An 18,619-nucleotide genomic window follows, 5' to 3' on the forward strand; every position below is an offset into this window, starting at 1 on the left:
CGCGCAGGGGCGCTCGAGGTGCCGAAAACTAGCGACTGGGGAGGCTTGGGCCACGCTGGGCTGGAAGAGTGGACGAGATGAGCGCCCCGAGGTACCGAAGAAGGACGTGGTGTTCCTCTCGCGCGAGCAGGTGGCAGCGATTCTGGACGCGACGGGCCCTCACCGCTTCCTCATCCTCCTGGCGGTCCTGACGGGCGCGCGGCGCGGAGAGCTCGGTGGGCTGCGCTGGTCGGACTTCAAGTTCGACGAGGGCCAGTGCGGCGTGGTGCACTTCCAGCGCAGTTGGGGGCGGAGCACGACGAAGGGCGGGAAGGAGCGGAAGGTGCCGCTCCACCCGGCGCTGCTGCCGGAGTTGCAGGTGGCCTGGCAGGCGGCCACGTCCGAGTTGGTGTTTCCGGCCCCTCGGCGCGGTGGGATGCGGAGCGAGGCATGGCATGTCGCCAAGCTGCTGCGAAACATTGCCAAGCGCGCCCATGTCTCACTGCCGTCTGGCATTACGTTCCACACGTTGCGCAAGCCGTTCGTCACGCACCTGATTCGCGACACCGGCGGCGACATCACCACGGCCCAGCAGTTGGCGGGGCACTCCACACCGACCGTCACGATGACGTACTACGTTGGGCGCGACGCTGCCCACCATGCGAGTCAGATTGCGGACCTGCAGGTGGCCTCGGCCTCTGCAACTGGTCACACCCCCGTCACACGGAAGAGGAGACCCATGGTTGCCACGACACCCACATCAGTGAAAGCCGATGGTTACGCGTCAGAATTGCCTCGGCGCATGCCGAGCGACTTCATCTTCTTGTAGAAGTGCCCGCGTTCCAGGTCGAGGATCCGCGCGGCCTCGGTGACGTTGTCGTGCGTATGCGCGAGCACGTGCTGGATGATCTCCCGCTCCGCGTCGTCCACCTGCTCCCGGAACGTGCGGTCCGCTCGCGGCCGGAAGCCCGTCACGGGCGCGGCGGCGGGTGCCACGGTGCTCGGCGCCACGGCGGCAGGCACGGCTGTCGGCACTGTCGCTACCGGCTCGGGGCTCGGCTCATGGGCAACAGCTCCGGGCGCGGCGAGCGTGCCCTTGCCTCGTGGCAGCAGCTCCAGCGCGTCCGTCCGGCTGACGACCGGGCCCTCGCAGAGGATGGCCAGTCGCTCCACCAGGTTGCGCAGCTCGCGCACGTTGCCGGGGTAGTCGTACGCGCTCATCACCGCGAGCGCGTCCGGCGACAGCGTCAGCGCTCGGCGTCCGTTCTTCGCGCATGCCTCGCGCAGGAACGTGTCCATGAGGTCCGGCAGATCCTCGCGCCGCTCACGCAGCGGCGGCGAGTGAATCTGCACCACGTTGATGCGGTAGTAGAGGTCCTCGCGGAACCGCCCGGCGGCGATCTCCTGCTCCAGGTTCTTGTTGGTCGCCGCGATGACTCGGACATCGACCTTGAGCGTCTCCGCGCCGCCCACGCGCTCCAGCTCCCCCTCCTGCAACACGCGCAGCAGCTTGGACTGCATCGCCGCAGGCATGTCCCCGATTTCATCCAGGAAGAGGGTGCCGTCGTGGGCCAGCTCGAACTTGCCCCGCCGCACGCTCACCGCTCCGGTGAACGCGCCCTTCTCGTGGCCGAACAGCTCGCTCTCGATGAGGTCGTGCGGCACGGCCGCGCAGTTGAGCTTCACGAACGGGCCGCTCTTGCGCCGCGAGTTCTGATGCAGCGCTCGGGCGACTAGCTCCTTGCCCGTGCCGTTCTCGCCGGTAATCAGCACGCGCCCCTCGCTGGGGGCCGTCCGCTGGATGAGCGAGAAGATGCGCTGCATCGCGCGCCCGTTGCCCACCATGTCGTAGCGGCCGAGCTGCGCCTTCAGCTCCTGCAGCTCCTCGATGACCGCCTGGTGTTTCAGTGCGTTGCGCAGCGCCACCAGCAGCCTGTCCCGCGCGATGGGCTTCTCGAGGAAGTCGCGCGCGCCGAGCTGGGTGGCCTTCACCGCGGTGTCGATGGTGCCGTGGCCCGACATCATGATGACGGGCAGGTCCGGCTTCAGCTCCGTGAGCCGCGCCAGCACCGTGAGGCCGTCCATGTCCGGCATCTTCACGTCCATCAGCACGGCGTCCACGGGACGGGCACTCACCACGTCCAGTGCGACCTGCCCGCTGCTCGCCAGCTCCGTGCGATAGCCGGCGAGCTGGAGCGACTGGCTCAGGGTGAGGAGGATGTTCTTCTCGTCATCGACGATGAGGACGGCGGGAGCCATGGTTGGGCCAAAGGACACAGTCTCACGGAAATAATCGGTGCATCAAGCGCTTCGGGACCAGGCGAGCATTCGGAACGGGACAAATGCTTTGACTCATCGGGCCATGTGAGACTAGACGCGACGACTCGTACCGCGTCCCGCGCGGACAAACTTTAGCGAGACAGAGATTCAGATGTTGGGAGGAACGATGCGTCGCATTTCGCTCTGGGCCGGCTTGGCCCTCGCCGTGGGTGTTCTCACCGGGTGCCCCCCCACCTATCCGAAGTGCAACACCGACGAGAACTGCAAGGAGAAGGGCGAGGTTTGCGTCCAGGGAAGCTGCCAGGAGTGCGCGACCGACGCGAACTGCAAGGAGGGCTTCACCTGCCAGGGCAACAAGTGCGCCCCGAAGCCGCCTGAGTGCACGACGGACACCCAGTGTGGTGGCGGTCGCATCTGCGAGGCCGGCAAGTGCGCCGAGGCCCAGTGCAAGGATGATACGCAGTGCACCGGCGGCGCGACGTGCCAGGGCGGCCGTTGCCAGGCCCCGAAGGACACCTGCTCGGCCAGCTCCGACTGCGGTGAGGGCCAGGAGTGCAAGGCCGGCAAGTGCGTGACGGCGGACGCCTCCAGCAAGTGCGACTGGTCCCCGGTTCGCTTCGGCTTCAACGAGTCGAGCATCTCCGGTGACGCCCAGCAGCGCCTGAGCGCCCTGGCCGCCTGCATCAAGGCGGCCCCGGCGAAGATCACCCTCGGCGGCCACGCCGATGAGCGCGGCACGGAGGAGTACAACCTCCAGCTGTCCAACCGCCGCGCCGCGGCCGTGAAGCGCTACCTGGTGGACCTGGGCGTGCCGGCCAAGCAGCTGTCGACGGTGGGCTACGGCGAGACCCGTCCGGCCACCAACGCCTCGTCCGAAGAGGCCTGGGCCGAGAACCGCCGCGTGGAGTTCCAGCGCTAGTTCTGAGGTAGGCTGCGCGCTCCATGGCCTTGCCTGAGCCGGATTCGCGTCAGTCCTACCTCGTCTTCGCCTGCGGTAGCAGTTGGTACGCGGTACCCGCGGAGAGCGCGGCGGAGGTCGTCACCTTCCCAGAGCTCACGCGGGTGCCGGGTGCCCCCGCCCATTTGTTGGGCGTGTTCGCGCACCGGAGTGAGGTCATCCCGGTCGTGGACATGAGCCTGCTGGTGGGCGGCGTTTCCGCGGGTTCCCGGCGCGCCGTGCTCGTGCGTTTGTCGCGCGGCACGCTCGCGCTGACCGCCAGCACCGTGGCCGGCGTGTCCTCCGTGGCAGGCGTCCTGGAGCCCTTGGGGCCCAGCGGCGTGCATGTCCACCTGCGAGGTCCCGGCAAGAGCGGCGCTCGCGACGTCGCCGTCATCGACATCGAGGGGCTTTTCGATCACCTCAGCCAGGGCGGCTAGCCATGAGGCCGGCCAGCCGGGTCGAGGGGACGCTCCTGTGTCGCGCGGGTGCGCATCGCATTGCCTTCGCTGCGCACGAGGTGGCCTTCATCGCCTCGGCGGAGCGTGAGGCCACGTCGCGCGTCTGGAGTGCTCGGCGGGCCTTTCATGAGGCCGCATCCGCGTCGCTGGGCCGCGTGCTCGTCGCGCCATCGGGCGAGTCGGTGGGCGTGGATGCGCTGGAGCTCGACGCGGAGACGCATTCCGTGCTGCCACCTCCTCCCGTGGCGGAGGCGCTGTCCGGCGGGAGCCTGCGAGGCTTCATCATGGTGCGCGGCTCGCTGTGGCCGCTGCTGGGGTTGGCGGACTTCGAGCACTTCCTGCGCAGCCTGGATGCGGAGGCGACATGAGCGGTGCTCCCTCGCTGAAGGGACTGGCTTCGTGGACGGTGCGCCCGTCGTGGCTGGGCAGCAGCGTGGGGCTCGGGTTGGCGCTCCTGCATGGCCGGTTGTCCGGCGCGGTGCCCGAGGGGACTTGGAGCCTGTTCCTCGGCCTGGTGGCGGCCTCGCTGATGCTGTCATTGGGGCTGACGCACCTGCAGGCGCGCCAGGCGCTGCGCGTGTTGCATGGCGTGGGCGAGGGGCGCCTGTCCGCCACACCGGACCATCTGCGAGGCGCGCTCCAAGAGGCCCGCGCGATTCCAGGCAAGTGCTTCGCGTTCACCCTGCAGGGGTGGCTGGGGGGCTCGCTGCTCGTGGCGTTCGCGTTCACCCAGTTGGCGGAGGCCCACGCCTCGGTTGGGCTGCGCGTGCTGCTGGTGGGGTTGGCGCTGGGGCCGCTGAGCGCGTTGCTCGTGTATCTGTTGGTGGTGCGGCGCAGCCGTGTCGCGGTGGAGCGCATCGCGGCGGGAGGCCTGACGCCGCTGGAGGTGATTGCCGCGGCGCCGCCTCGGAAGATGCACATCCGGCGCAAGCTGGTGCTCTTCACGGCCATCGCGGTGCTGAGCCCCTCGCTGTTCATCCTGGACGTGGCTGTCACGCAGACGGTGGAGACCGTGGACACCTGGGCCGTGGCGCGCACGCCGGAGGCCCGCGCGGCGGTGGTGGCTCGCGCCCGCGCGGACCGAGGGGCCACGCTGGGGCTGATGGCCGCGCTCGTGACGTTGCTCGTGTTGGGCACGGCCTACGCTGGCGGCACGGCGCTGGCCGAGCCCCTGCGCTCCATCACCGAGGACGCGACGCGCATCGCGCAGGGCGACCTGCGGCCCCCGCGAGTGGTTGCCGCGGAGGATGAGCTGTGGGCCGCCTCGGCGGCGTTCACGCAGATGCAGGCGCAGCTCGGTCAGGCGCTCACGCAGCTTCGGCGCGCGGGCCTTCAGATTTCGAGCACCACCGAGCAGCTCGTGGCCACCAGCGCCGAGCAGGAGTCGGGCGCTGACGAGCAGGCCAGCTCGCTCAACATGACGAGCGCGACCACGGAGGAGCTGGCGCGCTCGGCCCAGCAGATCGCGGGCGACGCCGAGTCCGTGGCCGCCATCGCGGAGACGACCTTCGCCGCGGCCCAGACAGGGCAGCGTGGCGCCACGGCCTTCCTCGGCGCGATGCAGCGCATGCGCGAGGGGAATCAAGCCATCGCGGACGCGGTGGTGCGACTCAACAAGCGCGTGCAGCAGATTGGAAAGGTGGTCGAGTTCATCAACGAGATCGCCGACAAGTCCGACCTGCTGGCGCTCAACGCGGAGCTGGAGGGGACGAAGGCGGGCGAGGTGGGGCGCGGCTTCTCGCTGGTGGCGGCGGAGATGCGCCGATTGGCGGAGAACGTCATCCGCTCGACCAAGGAGATCGAGGGGCTCATCGAGGAGATCCGCGACGCGACCAACGGCGCGGTGATGGCCACCGAGGCGGGCCTCAAGGCGACCGAGTCCGGCGCCGAGCTGGCGGCCCAGGTGGACGAGGGCCTGGGGCTCATCCTCGAGCTGGCGCGTCAGACGTCGCACGCGGTCCGGAGCATCTCGCTGGCCACCCAGCAGCAGCAGACGGGGACGGATCAGCTCGCGGCGGCGATGGGGGACATTCTCCGCGTCACCGAGCAGAACGCCGCGGCCACCAAGCAGATGGTGGCCGCCAACGCGGACCTCTCCACGCTGTCACGCGACCTCAAGCATGTGGTGGACCGCTTCAGTCTGGGCGCGGGGGAGGGCTGAACCATGGCGACGCGCGCCGGTGTCCGCCGGGCTTCTTTCAGCCGGCACCTGATGCTTCCTGTCGCGATGGCCAACCTCGTGGGCGCGGCGCTCAGTGCGCACTACGCCACGCTGGTGTTGGGGGACGCGCTGGGGCCTCACCTGACCGGGCTCCTGGTGATGGGCGGCGTGCTGAGCATGCTGCTCATGGTGCTGGGCGGCGGCACGTCGCTGCGTCGGATGGGGACCCTGCGAGGCATCGAGCGCGGGGACGTGGCCGCCACCGCGCCTCGGCTGGCGGATGCGGTGCGAGAGGTGACGCGCGCTCCAGACGAGGCGTTCATCCTGTCGCTGGGGTTGTGGGGGCTCACCGCCACGGTGCTCAGCGGGCTCATGTGGGCCCTGGATGGCATGCCACTCGACGTGGCGCTGCGGGTCGCGGGACTGGGGCTGCTGTTCGGTCCGCTGTCCGCGCTGCTCGTGCATTGCATGGTGATGCTGCGCGCGCGGCAGGTGGTGCTCTGGCTCGCGGCGCTGGGGCTCACGCAGGCGCAGGTCATCGAGGCCATGCCTCGGCGCGCTTGGATTCGGGCTCGGCTGGTGGCGTTCACCGCCATCTCCGTGGTGACGCCCGCGGTGCTGTCCGCGAACCTCGCGGGCGCGCTGTCGGAGCGCGTCCTGGCGCGGTTGGCGGCGGCGGGGGACTCGGATGTGGAGGGCATGCTCGCGGGGGCGCTTCGTGCCGAGGCGCTCACCTCGGGAGGCTTCTTGTGCCTGCTCGTGTTCGGACTCGCGCTGACCACCGCGTACCTGGGCGGCACGTTGCTGGGGCGGCCCATGCGTGCGCTGTCGAGCGAGGCGCGGAGAATCGCGGAGGGTGACCTGGCCAGCCCTCGGCTCGTGCCCGCGGAGGACGAGGTCTGGGACGTGTCCGCGGCCTTCACCACCATGCGCGCGCACCTGGCGGATGTCCTGGCGCAGCTCCAGCGCGCGGGCGCGCAGATCTCCGCCACCACGGAGGAGATTCTGTCCACCTCCAACCGCCATGAGCTGGGCGCGACCGAACAGGCCAGCAGCTTGGATCAGACGAGCGCCACCACGGAGGAGCTGGCTCGCTCGGCGCGGCAGATCGCCGAGAACGCGGGCTCGGTGGCGGAGATTGCCCAGCGGACGCTGACGGCCGCGGAGGCAGGGCATGGCGGCGCGGCTTCGTTCCTCGGGTCCATGGACCGCATGCGCCAGGACAACCAGGCCATTGCCTCGGCGGTGGTCCGGCTCAACAAGCGCGTGCAGCAGATCGGCAAGATCGTCGAGTTCATCAACGGCGTGGCGGACAAGTCGGACCTGCTGGCGCTGAACGCGGAGCTGGAGGGGACGAAGGCGGGCGAGGTGGGGCGTGGCTTCTCGCTGGTGGCGGCGGAGATGCGCCGACTGGCCGAGAACGTCCTCGAGTCAACGAAGGAGATTGAAGGACTCATCGAGGAGGTACGCGAGGCGAGCGCGGCAGCCGTTTCCGCCACGGAGGGCGGCGTGCGCGCGGTGGAGACGGGCACGTCGCTGGCTCGGCAGGTGTCGGAGTCGCTGCTGCAGATTGTCGACCTCGCGGGGCGCACCTCGGATGCCGTGCGCAGCATCTCGCTGGCCACGCAGCAGCAGCAGACGGGAACGGATCAGCTCGCCGACTCGATGGCGGACATCCTTCGCATCACCCAGCAGAGCCTCAACGCCTCCCGCCAGGTGGGCAACGCCAACGGAGACCTTCTGGTGCTCGCTCGCGACCTGCGTGAGGTCGTCGAGCGCTTCCAGATTGCGCGGTCTCCGGTGCGTGAGGAGGGCGGGTGAACCCCAGCGAGCGCCTGCTCAAGCAGTTCCGCGAGCTGGTGACGGTGCGCCTGGAGCGCATCAATCGGTCGCTCGTGGAGTTGGAGGGCGGGGCGAACCTCGACGCGGGTCGCCGGGTGCTGCGCGAGCTGCACGGCCTCAAGGGCGAGGCCCGGATGATGGGCTTCGACGACATCAACGCGCTCGTCCACCAGATGGAGGAGCTGGTTCGCCGCACCGAGCCCAGTCGCTACCTGTTGACCTCCGACTCCACGGACGCGCTGCTCACTGCCGCGGACGCGGTGCTCGCCTTGTCCGCGGCGGCGCCCGCGTCAGCTCCTTCCACGGAGACGTCCGCGCTCATCCAGGCGCTGGAGACGCGCCTGCGCGAAGAGGCCGATCGATTGCCTCCGCCAGGAGACGAACGGGTCCCTGCTCCCGAGCTGGAGACGACGCGACCGTTGTCCCCGCGTGCCGAGGCTGCGCTCACGCAGGGTGGCCGTCCGGTCATCAACCCGCCCGCGGGTCCCTCACATCTGCTCACGACCGCCGCGACGTCGCTGGTCGGGGGACGGGTGGGAGAGGCGGCTCACGTTTCGATCGGGAACGCCGCGGCGGGCTTCGTGACGCGGAGCGCGGAGCCGACGAGGGCGCCGGGGGCTGGCGCCACCGACAGCTCCAGTTCCTCACGGTCCCCTGACCTGCCTCGCGGAGTGAGTGGAGTCGCGCCCGCCGCCGCTGCTGCACTGGCCCGTCTGCCCGCGCCATCCAGTGCGGGAGCGTCGCGACCTCCCGAGCCCCGCGTGGACCCCGCGTCGGTGCGCATCGACGTGGCGAGCCTGGACCTGCTCACGAACGCGGTGACGAACCTGACGCAGGTGGCTCGTCGTCGCGATCTCGCCAACGCTCGACGACTGGAGCTGGCGCAGGAGCTGGGGCAGCTCGCGCGCGAGGCCGAGGACCTGGGGCCCGCTGCGGCGGCCCTGGTGGCGCGCTTGGGCAAGGCGAAGGCGCTCGCGGCCACGCTCCATCGCGAGGCCAAGCTGCTCTCCAACGCGGAGCTGCGCGACCTGGGCCAGGTGGCCGAGGAGGTGCAGACGCTGCGGATGCTCCCGCTCTCGGTCCTCTTCGAGCCGTACCCGCGCATGGTCCGCGACCTCGCGCGGGAGCTGGGCAAGGAGGTGGAGCTCGTCGTCGACGGCGAGGACACGCGCGCGGACCGGGCGGTGGTGGAGGCGCTGAGAGATCCGCTGATGCACCTGGTGCGCAACGCGCTCGACCACGGCCTGGAGACGCGCGTGGACCGGGTGACGGGCGGCAAGAAGCCGCGCGGCTGCCTCACCCTGCGCGCGGCTCGCGAGGGCAATCGCATCGTGCTTCGCGTGGAGGACGACGGCGTGGGGCTGGAGCCCGCCGAGCTGCGCCGCGTGGCGGTGCGCAAGGGCTTCCTCGACGAGGCCGCGGCCCATTCCTTGTCCGATGCCGCCGCGCGCGACCTCATCTTCCTGGCGGGCTTCACCTCGCGAGACGTGGTGACGGACCTGTCGGGCCGGGGCGTGGGCCTGGACGCGGTGCGCACCGCCATCCAGGGCCTGGGCGGCGATGCCGGCGTCGAGTCCGCGCCCGGCTGGGGCACCATCTTCACCCTTCGCGTGCCCGTGTCCCTCACAGTGGCCCCGCTCCTGTTCATCCAGGTGGCCGACGAAGTGCTGGCCTTGAGCGCCACGCACGTCTCCCGCGCGCTGCGAGTGGAGGCGGACGACGTGGGCGAGCTGGCGGGGCGACCCACCCTCAAGGTCGCCGGTGGGGTGCTGCCCTTCGCGCCCATCTCCGCGCTGCTCGGCCTGGAGCCGGAGCGCCCTGCCCACGAGGGCGAGCGCGTGCTCGTGGTGCGGAGCCAGGGCGTCCAGGCCGCACTCGGGGTGGATAAGGTGCTGGAGGAGCGGGTCCAGGCCATCCTCCCCTTGAAGGGGCTGTTGGCGCGCTTTGCCCACCTGAGCGGCGCGACGACGCTCGCGGATGGACGGCTCTCCATGGTGCTGTCGGCCGCGTTCCTCACCGCCGTCGCACACGGCACGTCGCCGCACCGGGTGGCCCGCGCGGCCCCTCGCGCTCCTTCGCCCCGCCGACGCCGCATCCTCGTGGTGGACGACTCGCCGCTCACCCGGGAGCTGCTGTCCAACCTCCTGGACGCGGTGGGGTATGACACCCGCGTGGCCGCCGACGGCGCCGAGGCGCTCGCCCTGCTGGGCCAGGAGTCGGTGGACCTGGTCCTCACCGACCTGGAGATGCCGGGCGTGGACGGCCTGGAGCTCACGCGGCAGCTCAAGGGCCACTTCCTCCATGCCCGACTGCCTGTCGTGATTCTCACCACCCGAGGAGGCGAGGAAGACCGGATGCGCGGGCTTGCCGCCGGAGCGGACGGCTACATCACCAAGGGAGACCTCGTCCGGCAGGACCTGGTGGACGTGGTGGGGCGGTTGTTGAGCTGACGGGCTCGGGTGACGAAGCCCTCTGAGTTGGCACCGCGCATTGGCTATACTCCCGGCGGCACGCACGGGGTATGCACGAGACATGGGGAAGAAAGTGTCGGTGCTGGTGGTGGATGACTCGCTCATCTGCCGGCAGCTCATCAGCCAAGCGTTGAGCCAGGACCCTGACATCGAGGTGGTTGGGAGCTGTGCCGACGGAAAGCAGGCCATTGCCCTCACGAAGGAGTTGCGCCCCCACGTCGTGACCATGGATGTGGACATGCCCGTCATGGACGGGCTCACGGCCGTCGAGCACATCATGGCCGAGTGCCCCACGCCCATCCTGGTGCTGACGGCTGATCCGCGCTCGCAGGCGCCGGAGCTGACGTGCCGAGCGCTGGAGCTGGGCGCGCTGGCGCTGCAAATCAAGCCCGCCATCGACGCGGGGCCGGATGCGTGGAACCTCGTGCGCGAGGTGAAGCTGCTGTCGTCCGTTCGAGTCATCCGCCACTTGCGCGGCCCCAAGCGGGCGCAGCTCCTGCCTCGGCCCGTCACGGCCATGCCGCCGGTGTCCATGGGCATCGTGGCGGTGGCCGCGAGCACGGGCGGTCCCCAGGTGCTCTACCGGATGTTGTCGGAGCTGCCGGCGGACTTCCCGGCGCCCATCGTCATCGTCCAGCACATCAACGCGGCCTTCTCCGAGTCGCTGGCGGGCTGGCTCGCCAACGCGAGCAAGCTGAAGGTCCGGCTGGCGCAGGACGGCGAGCCGCTCATGCCGGGCCACGTGCTCATCGCTCCGCCAGGGCTGCACACCATCACCCCGTTCCGCGGGCGCGTGGCGCTCAAGCCGGGCACGGAGCGCGACGGCCACATGCCCAGCGGCACGGTGCTGCTGGAGAGCGCGGCCAAGGCGTACGGCCGGCGCGCGGTGGGGCTCGTGCTGACGGGCATGGGGGCGGACGGCGCGGAGGGACTCCTGGCCATCAAACAGGCCGGTGGCCTGACGCTGGCGCAGAACGAGGAGTCCTGCGTGGTGTACGGCATGCCCGGCGAGGCCGCGGAGCGCAAGGCGGTGGACCACCTCATCCACGGGGACGACGTGGCCGCCACGCTCGTGCGGCTGGCGCGCGGCGAGTCCCTGGCAGCGGGGCGCTGAGCGCCGGTGGGGCCCTCGGCTCCGCACCGCGGGCCTGTGCACGCGTTCATCGCGGAGCGCACGGGCATGGCCCTGTCTCCCGCGCAGGCGCGGCGGTTGGACGAGCGGCTCGCGGTGCTCCAGGGCCACGCCTCGGCGCCGCAGTACGTGCAGCACCTCAAGTCCATGGCGGGCGCGGCGGACCTGGAGCAGTTGGTGCGCGCCGTCGTGGTGCACAAGACGGACCTCTTCCGCGACGAGGTGCAACTCGCGGCGTTTCGCTCTCGCGTGCTGGCGCCTCGGGTGGCGCGGGCCCGAGGGCCGCTGCGCGTGTGGAGCGCGGGCTGCGCCACGGGCGAGGAGGTGGCGACGCTGCTGGCCCTGCTGGAGGAGGCCGGAGCGGACCCCGCCAGCACCGTGCTGGGGACGGACATCTGCGAGTCGGTGTTGGAGCAGGCGCGCACGCTGAGCTTCCCCGCGGAGGCGCTGCGCCGAGTCCCCGCTGGGCTGCGCGAGCGTTGCTTCGTCTGGGACGGCCGTCGCGCGGCCCTGGCTCCCGCCCTGCGCGCCCGCGCGAGCTTCCGTCTCCACAACCTGATGGACACGCCGTACCCGCGGCCCGAGGGGGGCGGCTTCGACGTCATCTTCTGCCGCAATGTCCTCATCTACTTCTCGGCGGAGGCCTTCCAGCGCACCGTGGTCGAGTTGGCCGGGAGGCTCGCGCCGGGCGGAACCCTGGTGCTGTCCTCCGCGGAGCCGCTGCTCCAGGTCCCGCCGCCCTTGAAGCTGCTCCGGGCGGAGCAGGCCTTCTTCTACGTTCGCGCCGAGGACGCCGAGCCGGCTCCCTCCATCGCCGAGCCCCGGATGGAGTCGTCTCGAACGCCCGTGCCGCTGGTGCGGCGGGAGCCAGAGCCGACGGGGAGTCAGGTGGCCAGACGCGAGTCGGGGAAGTTCGCGACCGTGGCCGCAAGCCCACCTCCGCCCGCACGTGCTCATCCCGAAGCAGCGCGACTCTTCGCCAGGGTGCTGGATGGTTCCACCTCCGGACCCCTGCCGCTCTCCAGTGCTACGGACGGGCGGCGCGGACCCACGCAGGTCGCGGCCGAAGCGGACGTGAGGCCTCGGTCAGCTCCGCCCTCCGCCGAGGCGGACCTGCGGCGCTGCCTGGAGCTGGAGCCGGACCTCGCCGCCGCCCGCTATCTGCTCGGCCTTCTGTTGGAGCAGGGGGGCCGGCCCGATGAGGCCGTGGGGGAGTACAGGCGGGCGCTCGGCGCGGTGGACACCGGCCGGGCAGTCTCCGTTCCCTTCCTCCTCAATCCGGCGCGGCTGCGCGTCGCCTGTGCGCACGCCATCGAGCGGCTGGAGTCCGCCTCCGCGCGCCGTTGATGGGGCCACGCTCCGGCCCCACGAAATCGAGGCCGACGCGCAAGCCATTTGGCCGTAGGATGCCGACCCCATGCGAAGGCTCGTGTTGGTCGCCCTGTTGGCTTCCCTGCCCGGATGTTTCTACCCCGCGGACCGAGGCCGTGCCCTCGAAGCGAAGGTGGACAAACTGAGCGCTGACAACGCTCGGATGGAGGCGGAGCTGAAGGAGGCGCGCGGCCAGCTGTCCGCCACGCTCCCCAAGATTGACGAGAAGGTCACCGAGGTGACCCAGGCGCTCCAGAGCCTGGACACCGCCGCGCGCCGCAAGGACGCGGACATCGGCGTCCAGCTCCAGAAGACGATGGAGGACCTGGCGCAGCTTCGCGGCCAGGTGGAGACGTACCTCTACAAGATTGGTGAGCTGGAGACCGCGCTCAACAAGTCCTCGGAGGACACCAATCAGAAGCTGCTCGCGCTCCAGGGCACGGACGCGGTGAAGGAGGCCGAGGCCAAGAAGAAGGCCGAGGAGCTCAAGCGCCCCACCGACAAGAAGGAGTTCCTCGCGCTCGCCCAGGAGAAGGCGAAGGCCGGCGAGGGGCTCGTGGCGCGGCAGCTCTTCAGCGAGTTCATCAAGAAGTGGCCGAATGATCCGCTCGCCGGCGAGGCGCACTTCGGCCTGGGCGAGACGTACTTCACCGAGTCCAAGTGCCGCGAGGCCCTCTTCGAGTACGGCAAGGTGGTGCAGGACCACGCCAAGACGGCCTCCGCGCCGGAGGCGTACCTCCGCTCGTCCGAGTGCTTCCAGAAGCTGAAGATGAAGGAAGAGTCCCGGCTCGCGCTGGAAGAGCTGGTGAAGAGCTATCCGAAGTCCGAGGCGGCCAAGACGGCGCGCACGCGCCTGACGGAGCTGGACAAGAAGCCCGCGCCGCCTCCGCCCGCGAAGAAGGGGAAGAAGTGAGCCCACGCCTGCGAGGACTCGTCGCGCTGGCGCTGCTGCTCGTGCCCGTGTGGGCGAGCGCCGCGCCCAAGAAGCTCGTGCTCGTCTTCACGGGAGACAACGGGGGCGAGATCGCCCCCTGTGGTTGACGCCACAACCCGTCTGGCGGTCTGGCCAGACGCGCGACGGTCCTCGAGCAGGAGCGCGCGAAGGGCGCGCCGGTGCTCGTGTTGGATGCAGGCAACGCCCTCTTCAAGAGCACCGACATTCGGGAGGACCCGACCGCGCGGGCGCGCGCGGAGCTGTTGCTCCAGCAGATGGAAGCGCAGGGCTATGCGGCCATGGCCGTGGGCGCGCGCGATCTCATGCTGGGCGTGGACTTCCTGAAGACGCGGACGAAGGGCACGAAGCTCAAGCTGCTCTCGGCCAACCTCACGGATGCGAAGGGCCAGCTCCTCTTTCCCGCCTCCCAGGTGGTGACCGCCGGGGGACTGAAGGTCGGCGTGGTGGGCGTGTCGCCGCCCACGGGGCCTGCCTTGCCCCCGGCGCCGCCCGTGCGCGGCCTGCCCGTGCTGCCGGCTGTTTCGGCCGAGGCTCGGCGGCTGCGCAAGGAGGAGCACGTGGACCTGGTGGTGGTGCTGGCCGCGGTGCCCTACGACGCGACCGTGCGGCTCGCCCAGGATGTGGAGGGCGTGGACTTCGTCGTGCAGTCCCATGAGGGACGCGGCGAGGGCATGGCTCAGCGGCAGGGGCTCGCCACGCTGATTCCCCCGGGCGAGCGGGGCCGGCAGGTCGCGAAGCTGGAGCTGTCCATCGACGGCCCGGGGCCCTTCGTGGACCTCTCCGAGTCCACCCGCGCGCGGGAGAGCCAGCGGATGGTGGAGAACAACATCGCCCGCGTGAAGGCGCGGCTCGGCACGGAGAAGGATGCCGCGCAGCGGGAGATGCTCACGCAGACGCTCACGTCGTTCGAGGAGCGCCGCGAGTCGCTGCGCAAGCTCGCCGACGCGGCCTCCGCGGGCAAGAGCCGCACGCACCTGCTTTCCTACCTCCAGCTCACCGAGTCGGTGGCCGCCGACCCCGCCGTGCAGCAGCGGGTGGAGCGCATCGAGCCCCCGGGCTCCGCGGCCCACTGACGCGCGCCGCCCGCGTCCCAACTCCGGACACGTCCCCCAGCCCCGAAACACAGGCAGGGCAGGGGACACGTGTTCTGGAGCCGCTGTTTCGTCTACGCTCCACGGGAAATCCGGGCCCACCGATGTTTCAGCGACCCACACCCTGGGCTCGGAGTGCTTCCTGGGAGAAGGCGGCCGTGCCCTCCCGGGCCGGAAAGATACGAACATGAGCACCCAGACGAGCAGTGCCCCGGTTCAGGGCTCCCCGTGGCCCAACCGCATCATCCTGGCGATTTACTTCGTGTGCTTCTCCGTCGGGACGTACGCCCACCTCAGTGGCGTCATCGCTCACGGCTTCCTGTACCAGTCCTCCGAGGGACTCCAGGCGCCCATGGGCGCCATCGCGGTGAACGACCTGTTCACCTTCCTCAACCCGCTGACCCTCGTGCTGCTCATCTTCAAGCGGCGCGCGGGCGTGGCCTCGGCGCTGCTCGTGGTCGGGCTGGTGTACGCGCTCAACCTCTTCCTCATGGCCTATTGGTGGACCACGGCGCACTACTTCCACTATTGGTGGATGCCGCTGAACGGAACCATGGGCCTGTTCATGTTGGCCACCGCGCGTCGGCTGTGGCGCGCCGCCGGCCCGGCGGCTCCGGCCCTGCAGGCGTCCGCCGCGCCCAGCGTGGGGTGAGCAACCCCTCGGCCCCCCGCCCGTTGGCTGTCCCACACGCGGCCTTGAGAAAGGGCGGGCCGGCCGTTATAAGCCCTGACCCACCTCAATCGCCGGACCTCCCACCCAATGGCGGGTGGGGGCAAGGCGCACTGGAGCGTTGCCATGAAGCCCGACCTGCATCCGGTCTATCCGCCGTCCCGCGTCACCTGTGCGTGCGGCAACATCATCGAGACCCGGTCTACGCGCGGCTCGTTCGGCGTGGAAGTCTGCTCGAACTGCCACCCCTTCTTCACCGGTAAGTACAAGCTGCTCGACACGGCTGGCCGTATCGACCGCTTCAAGAAGAAGTACGCCGCCACGGACGCCGCGAAGAAGCAGGCCGCCGAGGCCGAGGCGAAGGGCAAGAAGGCCTAGGCGTCAGCCGGTCCTCAGGACTTCAGCAGTCCCCACGAGCAGGGCAGTGGAGAGCCTCTCTTCAGAGGTGCTCCCGCCCTGCTCGCGGCATTTCTGGCCTCCGTTCCGCGTCAAGTTTTCGAGTGCTACAGGCCAGAAATTCGACGTAGCACTCAGGTGACTGCACAGTCCGCCGCGTCCCACCCACGACGACGAGTCCGACGGAGGCGAGATGTTCGCGGAAGCTGCTGCCCCTGCCCTGAAGATTGTCCGGCGCACCCTCAATGACAGCGTGTACGCCAAGCGGGGCGAGGCCTATACCCTGCTCCAGGGCGACAGCCTGGAGATGATGGCCCAGCTGCCCGAGCAGTCCTTCGACCTCATCTTCGCGGACCCCCCGTACTTCCTCTCCAACGGCGGCACCACCTGCAAGGGTGGCAAGCGCGTGTCCGTGGCCAAGGGCCAGTGGGACGTGTCGCGCGGCGTGGAGGAGGACCACCGCTTCACCACCGAGTGGCTGGCGGCCTGCCAGCGCCTGCTTCGCCCCTCGGGCACGCTGTGGGTGAGCGGCACCCAGCACGTCATCTTCAACGTCGGCTTCGCCATGCAGAAGCTCGGCTACAAGCTGCTCAACACCGTCACCTGGTACAAGCCCAACGCCAGCCCGAACCTGGCGTGCCGCTACTTCACGCACTCCACCGAGCTGCTCATCTGGGCCTCGCCCAAGTCCGGCGGCAAGCTCCAGCACACGTTCAACTACGCGCGCATGAAGGCGGAGAACGGCGGCAAGCAGATGCGCGACGTCTGGGCCCTGCCGCGCAACGGGGACGAAGAGTTGACCGCGGACGGCGCCGGCCGGATGTGGACGCAGACCGCGCCCCGCGGCGAGGAGAAGGCCTTTGGCAGCCACCCAACCCAGAAGCCGGTGGCCCTGCTGGAGCGCATCATCGAGGCGAGCTGCCCCGAGAACTCCCTCATCCTGGATCCGTTCAACGGCAGCGGCACCACGGGCGTGGCCGCGCTGAAGGCCGGCCACCGCTACATCGGCATGGACATGAACCCGGAGTACCTGGCGCTGTCCAAGAAGCGCCTGGACGCGGTGGCGAAGTAGCCACCGCGCCCGCGCGGCGTGCTCAGCTCCTCGAGAGGATGAGCTCCACGCCCTGCCGCGCGATGGGGTGGTAGCGCTCCGAGTACTGCTGGAACAGAGCGCGCGCCCGTGCCCGGTGCTCGCGCGACGCGCCCAGCACGCCGTACAGGGGCTTGAGGTACTTCATCCGGCCCACCTCGCCCAGGAACGCCTCGGCGCGCGTCAGCGCCGGCTCCCAGCCCGCGCGCACGGCCGCCACCAGCCACGTCACCAGCACCTCCGAGTTGCGGCTGTCCGTCAGGTGGAAGCGCTCGTCGAGCTGCCGGAACACGTCGCGTGACGTGCCCTGGGGCATCCCCTCCAGGAAGAGCTGCCACTCGGTGGGCGTCCAGTCCTTCACCGCCTCGGCCGTGGGCACCTTGCCCTTCCAGGACTCCAGCGCCTCCAGCCGCTTCGAGCGCGGGCTCGGCGCGTGCGCGGGCACCCCCGGCTGGTCCAGGTACGCCTCCGCGTTCACCTTGGCCAGGATGCCGGGCAGCTCCTTCTCCGTGAAGGTGATGAACTCCTCGGTGGTGAGCGCCCGGAAGCGGTAGGTGTCCAGGTAGCGGCGCAGGAAGCCGTCGAACGCCTCGCGCCCGGCCGCGTCCTCCATGGCCCTGAGCAAGAGGTAGCCCTTCTCGTAGGGGACCTGGGAGAACGCCTCGTCGGGGTCCACGCCGTCCAGGTGCGTGCGCAGCGCCGTGAGCTGCGGGTGCGCGCGGAAGTGGTTCATCGCCTCGTCCAGCGCGCGCCGGCCCAGCGCGGCGTGGAGCGCGGCCACCTCGGGGCCCGCCAGCGCCTCCAGGATGCGGCGCTCGGCGAACACGGTGAAGCCCTCGTTCAGCCAGAAGTGCTCCGCCGATGCGTTGGTGACGAGGTTGCCCGTCCACGAGTGCGCCAACTCATGCGCCACCACGTTCACCAGGCTCTTGTCCCCCGCGATGAGCGTGGGCGTGAGGAAGGTGAGGCGCGGGTTCTCCATGCCGCCATACGGGAACGATGGGGGCATGGTGAGCAGGTCGAACCGCTCCCAGTCGTACGGCCCGAACAGCGACTCCGCTGCCCGCAGCATCTCGTCCACGCCCGAGAACTCCTCCGCGGCGTCCTCCAAGAGCTCCGGCTCCGCCCACACCCGCGAGCGGGGCCCCAGCGTCCGCATGGCCAGGCTGCCCACCGCGAACGCCAGGAGGTACGGCGGCACCGGCTGCGGCATCTCGTAGTGCTCCTCGGCCTCCACCCCGTGCTCCTCCCGCCGCACGAAGCTGGCCGCCATCACCGCCTTGAGCGCCTTGGGCACCTGGAGCGTCGCCCGGTACCGGATGCGCAGGCGCGGCGTGTCCTGGAGCGGCACCACACTGCGCGCGTGGATGGCCTGGCACTGGCTGTAGAGGAACGGGTGCTGGCCCCCGGCCGTCTGGGAGGGCGTCAGCCACTGGAGCGCGCTGGCCTCGGGCGAGGTGCGGTAGCGCACGGTGAGCTGCTTCACGCCAGAGGGAAGCTGGATGCGCAGCCGGCTGCCCAGGATGGGCTCCGGAGGTGACACCTGGAAGGGTAGGGGATGACCCTGGCCATCCACCACGGAGCGGATGTCGAGGTCTCTCGTGTCCAGGTCCAGAGGCCCCGCGGACGCTTCCTTCAGCGTCAGGGTGGCCTCCGCGTGCAGGCGGCGCGTCCGGAAATCGACGCGGGCCTTCCAGTCCAGCGTTTCCGTCTCCGGCTGCGTGTCGTCGTTGTACGAGTGCGGGTCGAGGCGAGCCATGGAAGGCCCGCTTGTAGTCGGTGT

Annotated in this window: 16 protein-coding genes; 14 read left to right on the plus strand and 2 right to left on the minus strand. The window is 70.2% G+C overall.

Annotation, left to right across the window (positions count from 1 at the left end):
• The first annotated feature begins 109 nt into the window (after window positions 1-109).
• Window positions 110-808 (plus strand): site-specific integrase, encoded by a 699-nt coding sequence (locus JGU66_14100; protein ID MBJ6761902.1) that lies wholly within the window; start codon window positions 110-112, stop codon window positions 806-808.
• Here JGU66_14100 and JGU66_14105 read toward each other — a convergent pair.
• On the minus strand, window positions 757-2,238 hold the full coding sequence (locus JGU66_14105) for a sigma-54-dependent Fis family transcriptional regulator (protein MBJ6761903.1): 1,482 nt from the start codon (window positions 2,236-2,238) through the stop codon (window positions 757-759). The two genes, JGU66_14100 and JGU66_14105, sit on opposite strands and share 52 nt — an antisense overlap.
• Window positions 2,239-2,425: 187 nt before the next feature.
• On the opposite strand from JGU66_14105, the gene JGU66_14110 reads away from it, so the two are divergent.
• The 13 genes from JGU66_14110 (at window position 2,426) to JGU66_14170 (ending at window position 16,818) form a co-directional block, all read left to right on the plus strand.
• Window positions 2,426-3,178 (plus strand): OmpA family protein, encoded by a 753-nt coding sequence (locus tag JGU66_14110; protein ID MBJ6761904.1) that lies wholly within the window; start codon window positions 2,426-2,428, stop codon window positions 3,176-3,178.
• A 23-nt stretch (window positions 3,179-3,201) separates the two neighbouring features.
• Window positions 3,202-3,636: a chemotaxis protein CheW gene (locus tag JGU66_14115; GenBank protein ID MBJ6761905.1), complete on the plus strand. Its 435-nt coding sequence runs from the start codon at window positions 3,202-3,204 to the stop codon at window positions 3,634-3,636.
• A 2-nt stretch (window positions 3,637-3,638) separates the two neighbouring features.
• Window positions 3,639-4,025 carry a protein CrdC gene (locus JGU66_14120; protein MBJ6761906.1) on the plus strand — a complete coding sequence of 129 codons (387 nt, stop codon included), beginning with the start codon at window positions 3,639-3,641 and terminating at the stop codon, window positions 4,023-4,025.
• Window positions 4,022-5,818 (plus strand): methyl-accepting chemotaxis protein, encoded by a 1,797-nt coding sequence (locus JGU66_14125; GenBank protein ID MBJ6761907.1) that lies wholly within the window; start codon window positions 4,022-4,024, stop codon window positions 5,816-5,818. Before JGU66_14120 ends, JGU66_14125 begins: the two co-directional genes overlap by 4 nt.
• 3 nt (window positions 5,819-5,821) lie before the next feature.
• The gene (locus JGU66_14130) at window positions 5,822-7,639 is read left to right on the plus strand and encodes a methyl-accepting chemotaxis protein (protein ID MBJ6761908.1); all 1,818 of its coding nucleotides are present in this window, start codon (window positions 5,822-5,824) and stop codon (window positions 7,637-7,639) included.
• A complete protein-coding gene (locus JGU66_14135) occupies window positions 7,636-10,110 on the plus strand; it encodes a response regulator (GenBank protein ID MBJ6761909.1) in 2,475 nt (824 codons plus the stop codon). Before JGU66_14130 ends, JGU66_14135 begins: the two co-directional genes overlap by 4 nt.
• An 82-nt stretch (window positions 10,111-10,192) precedes the next feature.
• A complete protein-coding gene (gene cheB, locus JGU66_14140; protein MBJ6761910.1) occupies window positions 10,193-11,245 on the plus strand; it encodes a chemotaxis-specific protein-glutamate methyltransferase CheB in 1,053 nt (350 codons plus the stop codon).
• Between the two features lie 66 nt (window positions 11,246-11,311).
• On the plus strand, window positions 11,312-12,610 hold the full coding sequence (locus JGU66_14145) for a methyltransferase domain-containing protein (protein MBJ6761911.1): 1,299 nt from the start codon (window positions 11,312-11,314) through the stop codon (window positions 12,608-12,610).
• Between the two features lie 70 nt (window positions 12,611-12,680).
• On the plus strand, window positions 12,681-13,547 hold the full coding sequence (locus tag JGU66_14150) for a tetratricopeptide repeat protein (GenBank protein ID MBJ6761912.1): 867 nt from the start codon (window positions 12,681-12,683) through the stop codon (window positions 13,545-13,547).
• A 200-nt stretch (window positions 13,548-13,747) separates the two neighbouring features.
• The gene (locus tag JGU66_14155) at window positions 13,748-14,662 is read left to right on the plus strand and encodes a 5'-nucleotidase (protein ID MBJ6761913.1); all 915 of its coding nucleotides are present in this window, start codon (window positions 13,748-13,750) and stop codon (window positions 14,660-14,662) included.
• A gap of 205 nt (window positions 14,663-14,867) precedes the next feature.
• Window positions 14,868-15,332 (plus strand): hypothetical protein, encoded by a 465-nt coding sequence (locus JGU66_14160; GenBank protein MBJ6761914.1) that lies wholly within the window; start codon window positions 14,868-14,870, stop codon window positions 15,330-15,332.
• A 144-nt stretch (window positions 15,333-15,476) separates the two neighbouring features.
• The gene (gene rpmE / locus JGU66_14165; GenBank protein MBJ6761915.1) at window positions 15,477-15,728 is read left to right on the plus strand and encodes a 50S ribosomal protein L31; all 252 of its coding nucleotides are present in this window, start codon (window positions 15,477-15,479) and stop codon (window positions 15,726-15,728) included.
• Window positions 15,729-15,939: 211 nt separating this feature from the next.
• Window positions 15,940-16,818: a site-specific DNA-methyltransferase gene (locus JGU66_14170; GenBank protein ID MBJ6761916.1), complete on the plus strand. Its 879-nt coding sequence runs from the start codon at window positions 15,940-15,942 to the stop codon at window positions 16,816-16,818.
• Between the two features lie 22 nt (window positions 16,819-16,840).
• Here the strand turns inward: JGU66_14170 and JGU66_14175 are convergent, their stop codons facing one another.
• Window positions 16,841-18,595 carry a M1 family metallopeptidase gene (locus JGU66_14175; protein MBJ6761917.1) on the minus strand — a complete coding sequence of 585 codons (1,755 nt, stop codon included), beginning with the start codon at window positions 18,593-18,595 and terminating at the stop codon, window positions 16,841-16,843.
• Window positions 18,596-18,619: the final 24 nt, after the last annotated feature.

The organism is Myxococcaceae bacterium JPH2 (genome assembly GCA_016458225.1).
GTDB lineage: Bacteria > Myxococcota > Myxococcia > Myxococcales > Myxococcaceae > Citreicoccus.

Coding starts and splice junctions, on each gene's coding strand:
- JGU66_14170 (MBJ6761916.1), top strand. CDS start 15,940: ATGTTCGCGGAAGCTGCTGCCCCTGCCCTGAAGATTGTCCGGCGCACC.
- JGU66_14125 (MBJ6761907.1), top strand. CDS start 4,022: ATGAGCGGTGCTCCCTCGCTGAAGGGACTGGCTTCGTGGACGGTGCGC.
- JGU66_14145 (MBJ6761911.1), top strand. CDS start 11,312: ATGGCCCTGTCTCCCGCGCAGGCGCGGCGGTTGGACGAGCGGCTCGCG.
- JGU66_14120 (MBJ6761906.1), top strand. CDS start 3,639: ATGAGGCCGGCCAGCCGGGTCGAGGGGACGCTCCTGTGTCGCGCGGGT.
- rpmE (MBJ6761915.1), top strand. CDS start 15,477: ATGAAGCCCGACCTGCATCCGGTCTATCCGCCGTCCCGCGTCACCTGT.
- JGU66_14110 (MBJ6761904.1), top strand. CDS start 2,426: ATGCGTCGCATTTCGCTCTGGGCCGGCTTGGCCCTCGCCGTGGGTGTT.
- JGU66_14150 (MBJ6761912.1), top strand. CDS start 12,681: ATGCGAAGGCTCGTGTTGGTCGCCCTGTTGGCTTCCCTGCCCGGATGT.
- JGU66_14115 (MBJ6761905.1), top strand. CDS start 3,202: ATGGCCTTGCCTGAGCCGGATTCGCGTCAGTCCTACCTCGTCTTCGCC.
- JGU66_14130 (MBJ6761908.1), top strand. CDS start 5,822: ATGGCGACGCGCGCCGGTGTCCGCCGGGCTTCTTTCAGCCGGCACCTG.
- JGU66_14175 (MBJ6761917.1), bottom strand. CDS start 18,595: ATGGCTCGCCTCGACCCGCACTCGTACAACGACGACACGCAGCCGGAG.
- JGU66_14105 (MBJ6761903.1), bottom strand. CDS start 2,238: ATGGCTCCCGCCGTCCTCATCGTCGATGACGAGAAGAACATCCTCCTC.
- JGU66_14160 (MBJ6761914.1), top strand. CDS start 14,868: ATGAGCACCCAGACGAGCAGTGCCCCGGTTCAGGGCTCCCCGTGGCCC.
- cheB (MBJ6761910.1), top strand. CDS start 10,193: ATGGGGAAGAAAGTGTCGGTGCTGGTGGTGGATGACTCGCTCATCTGC.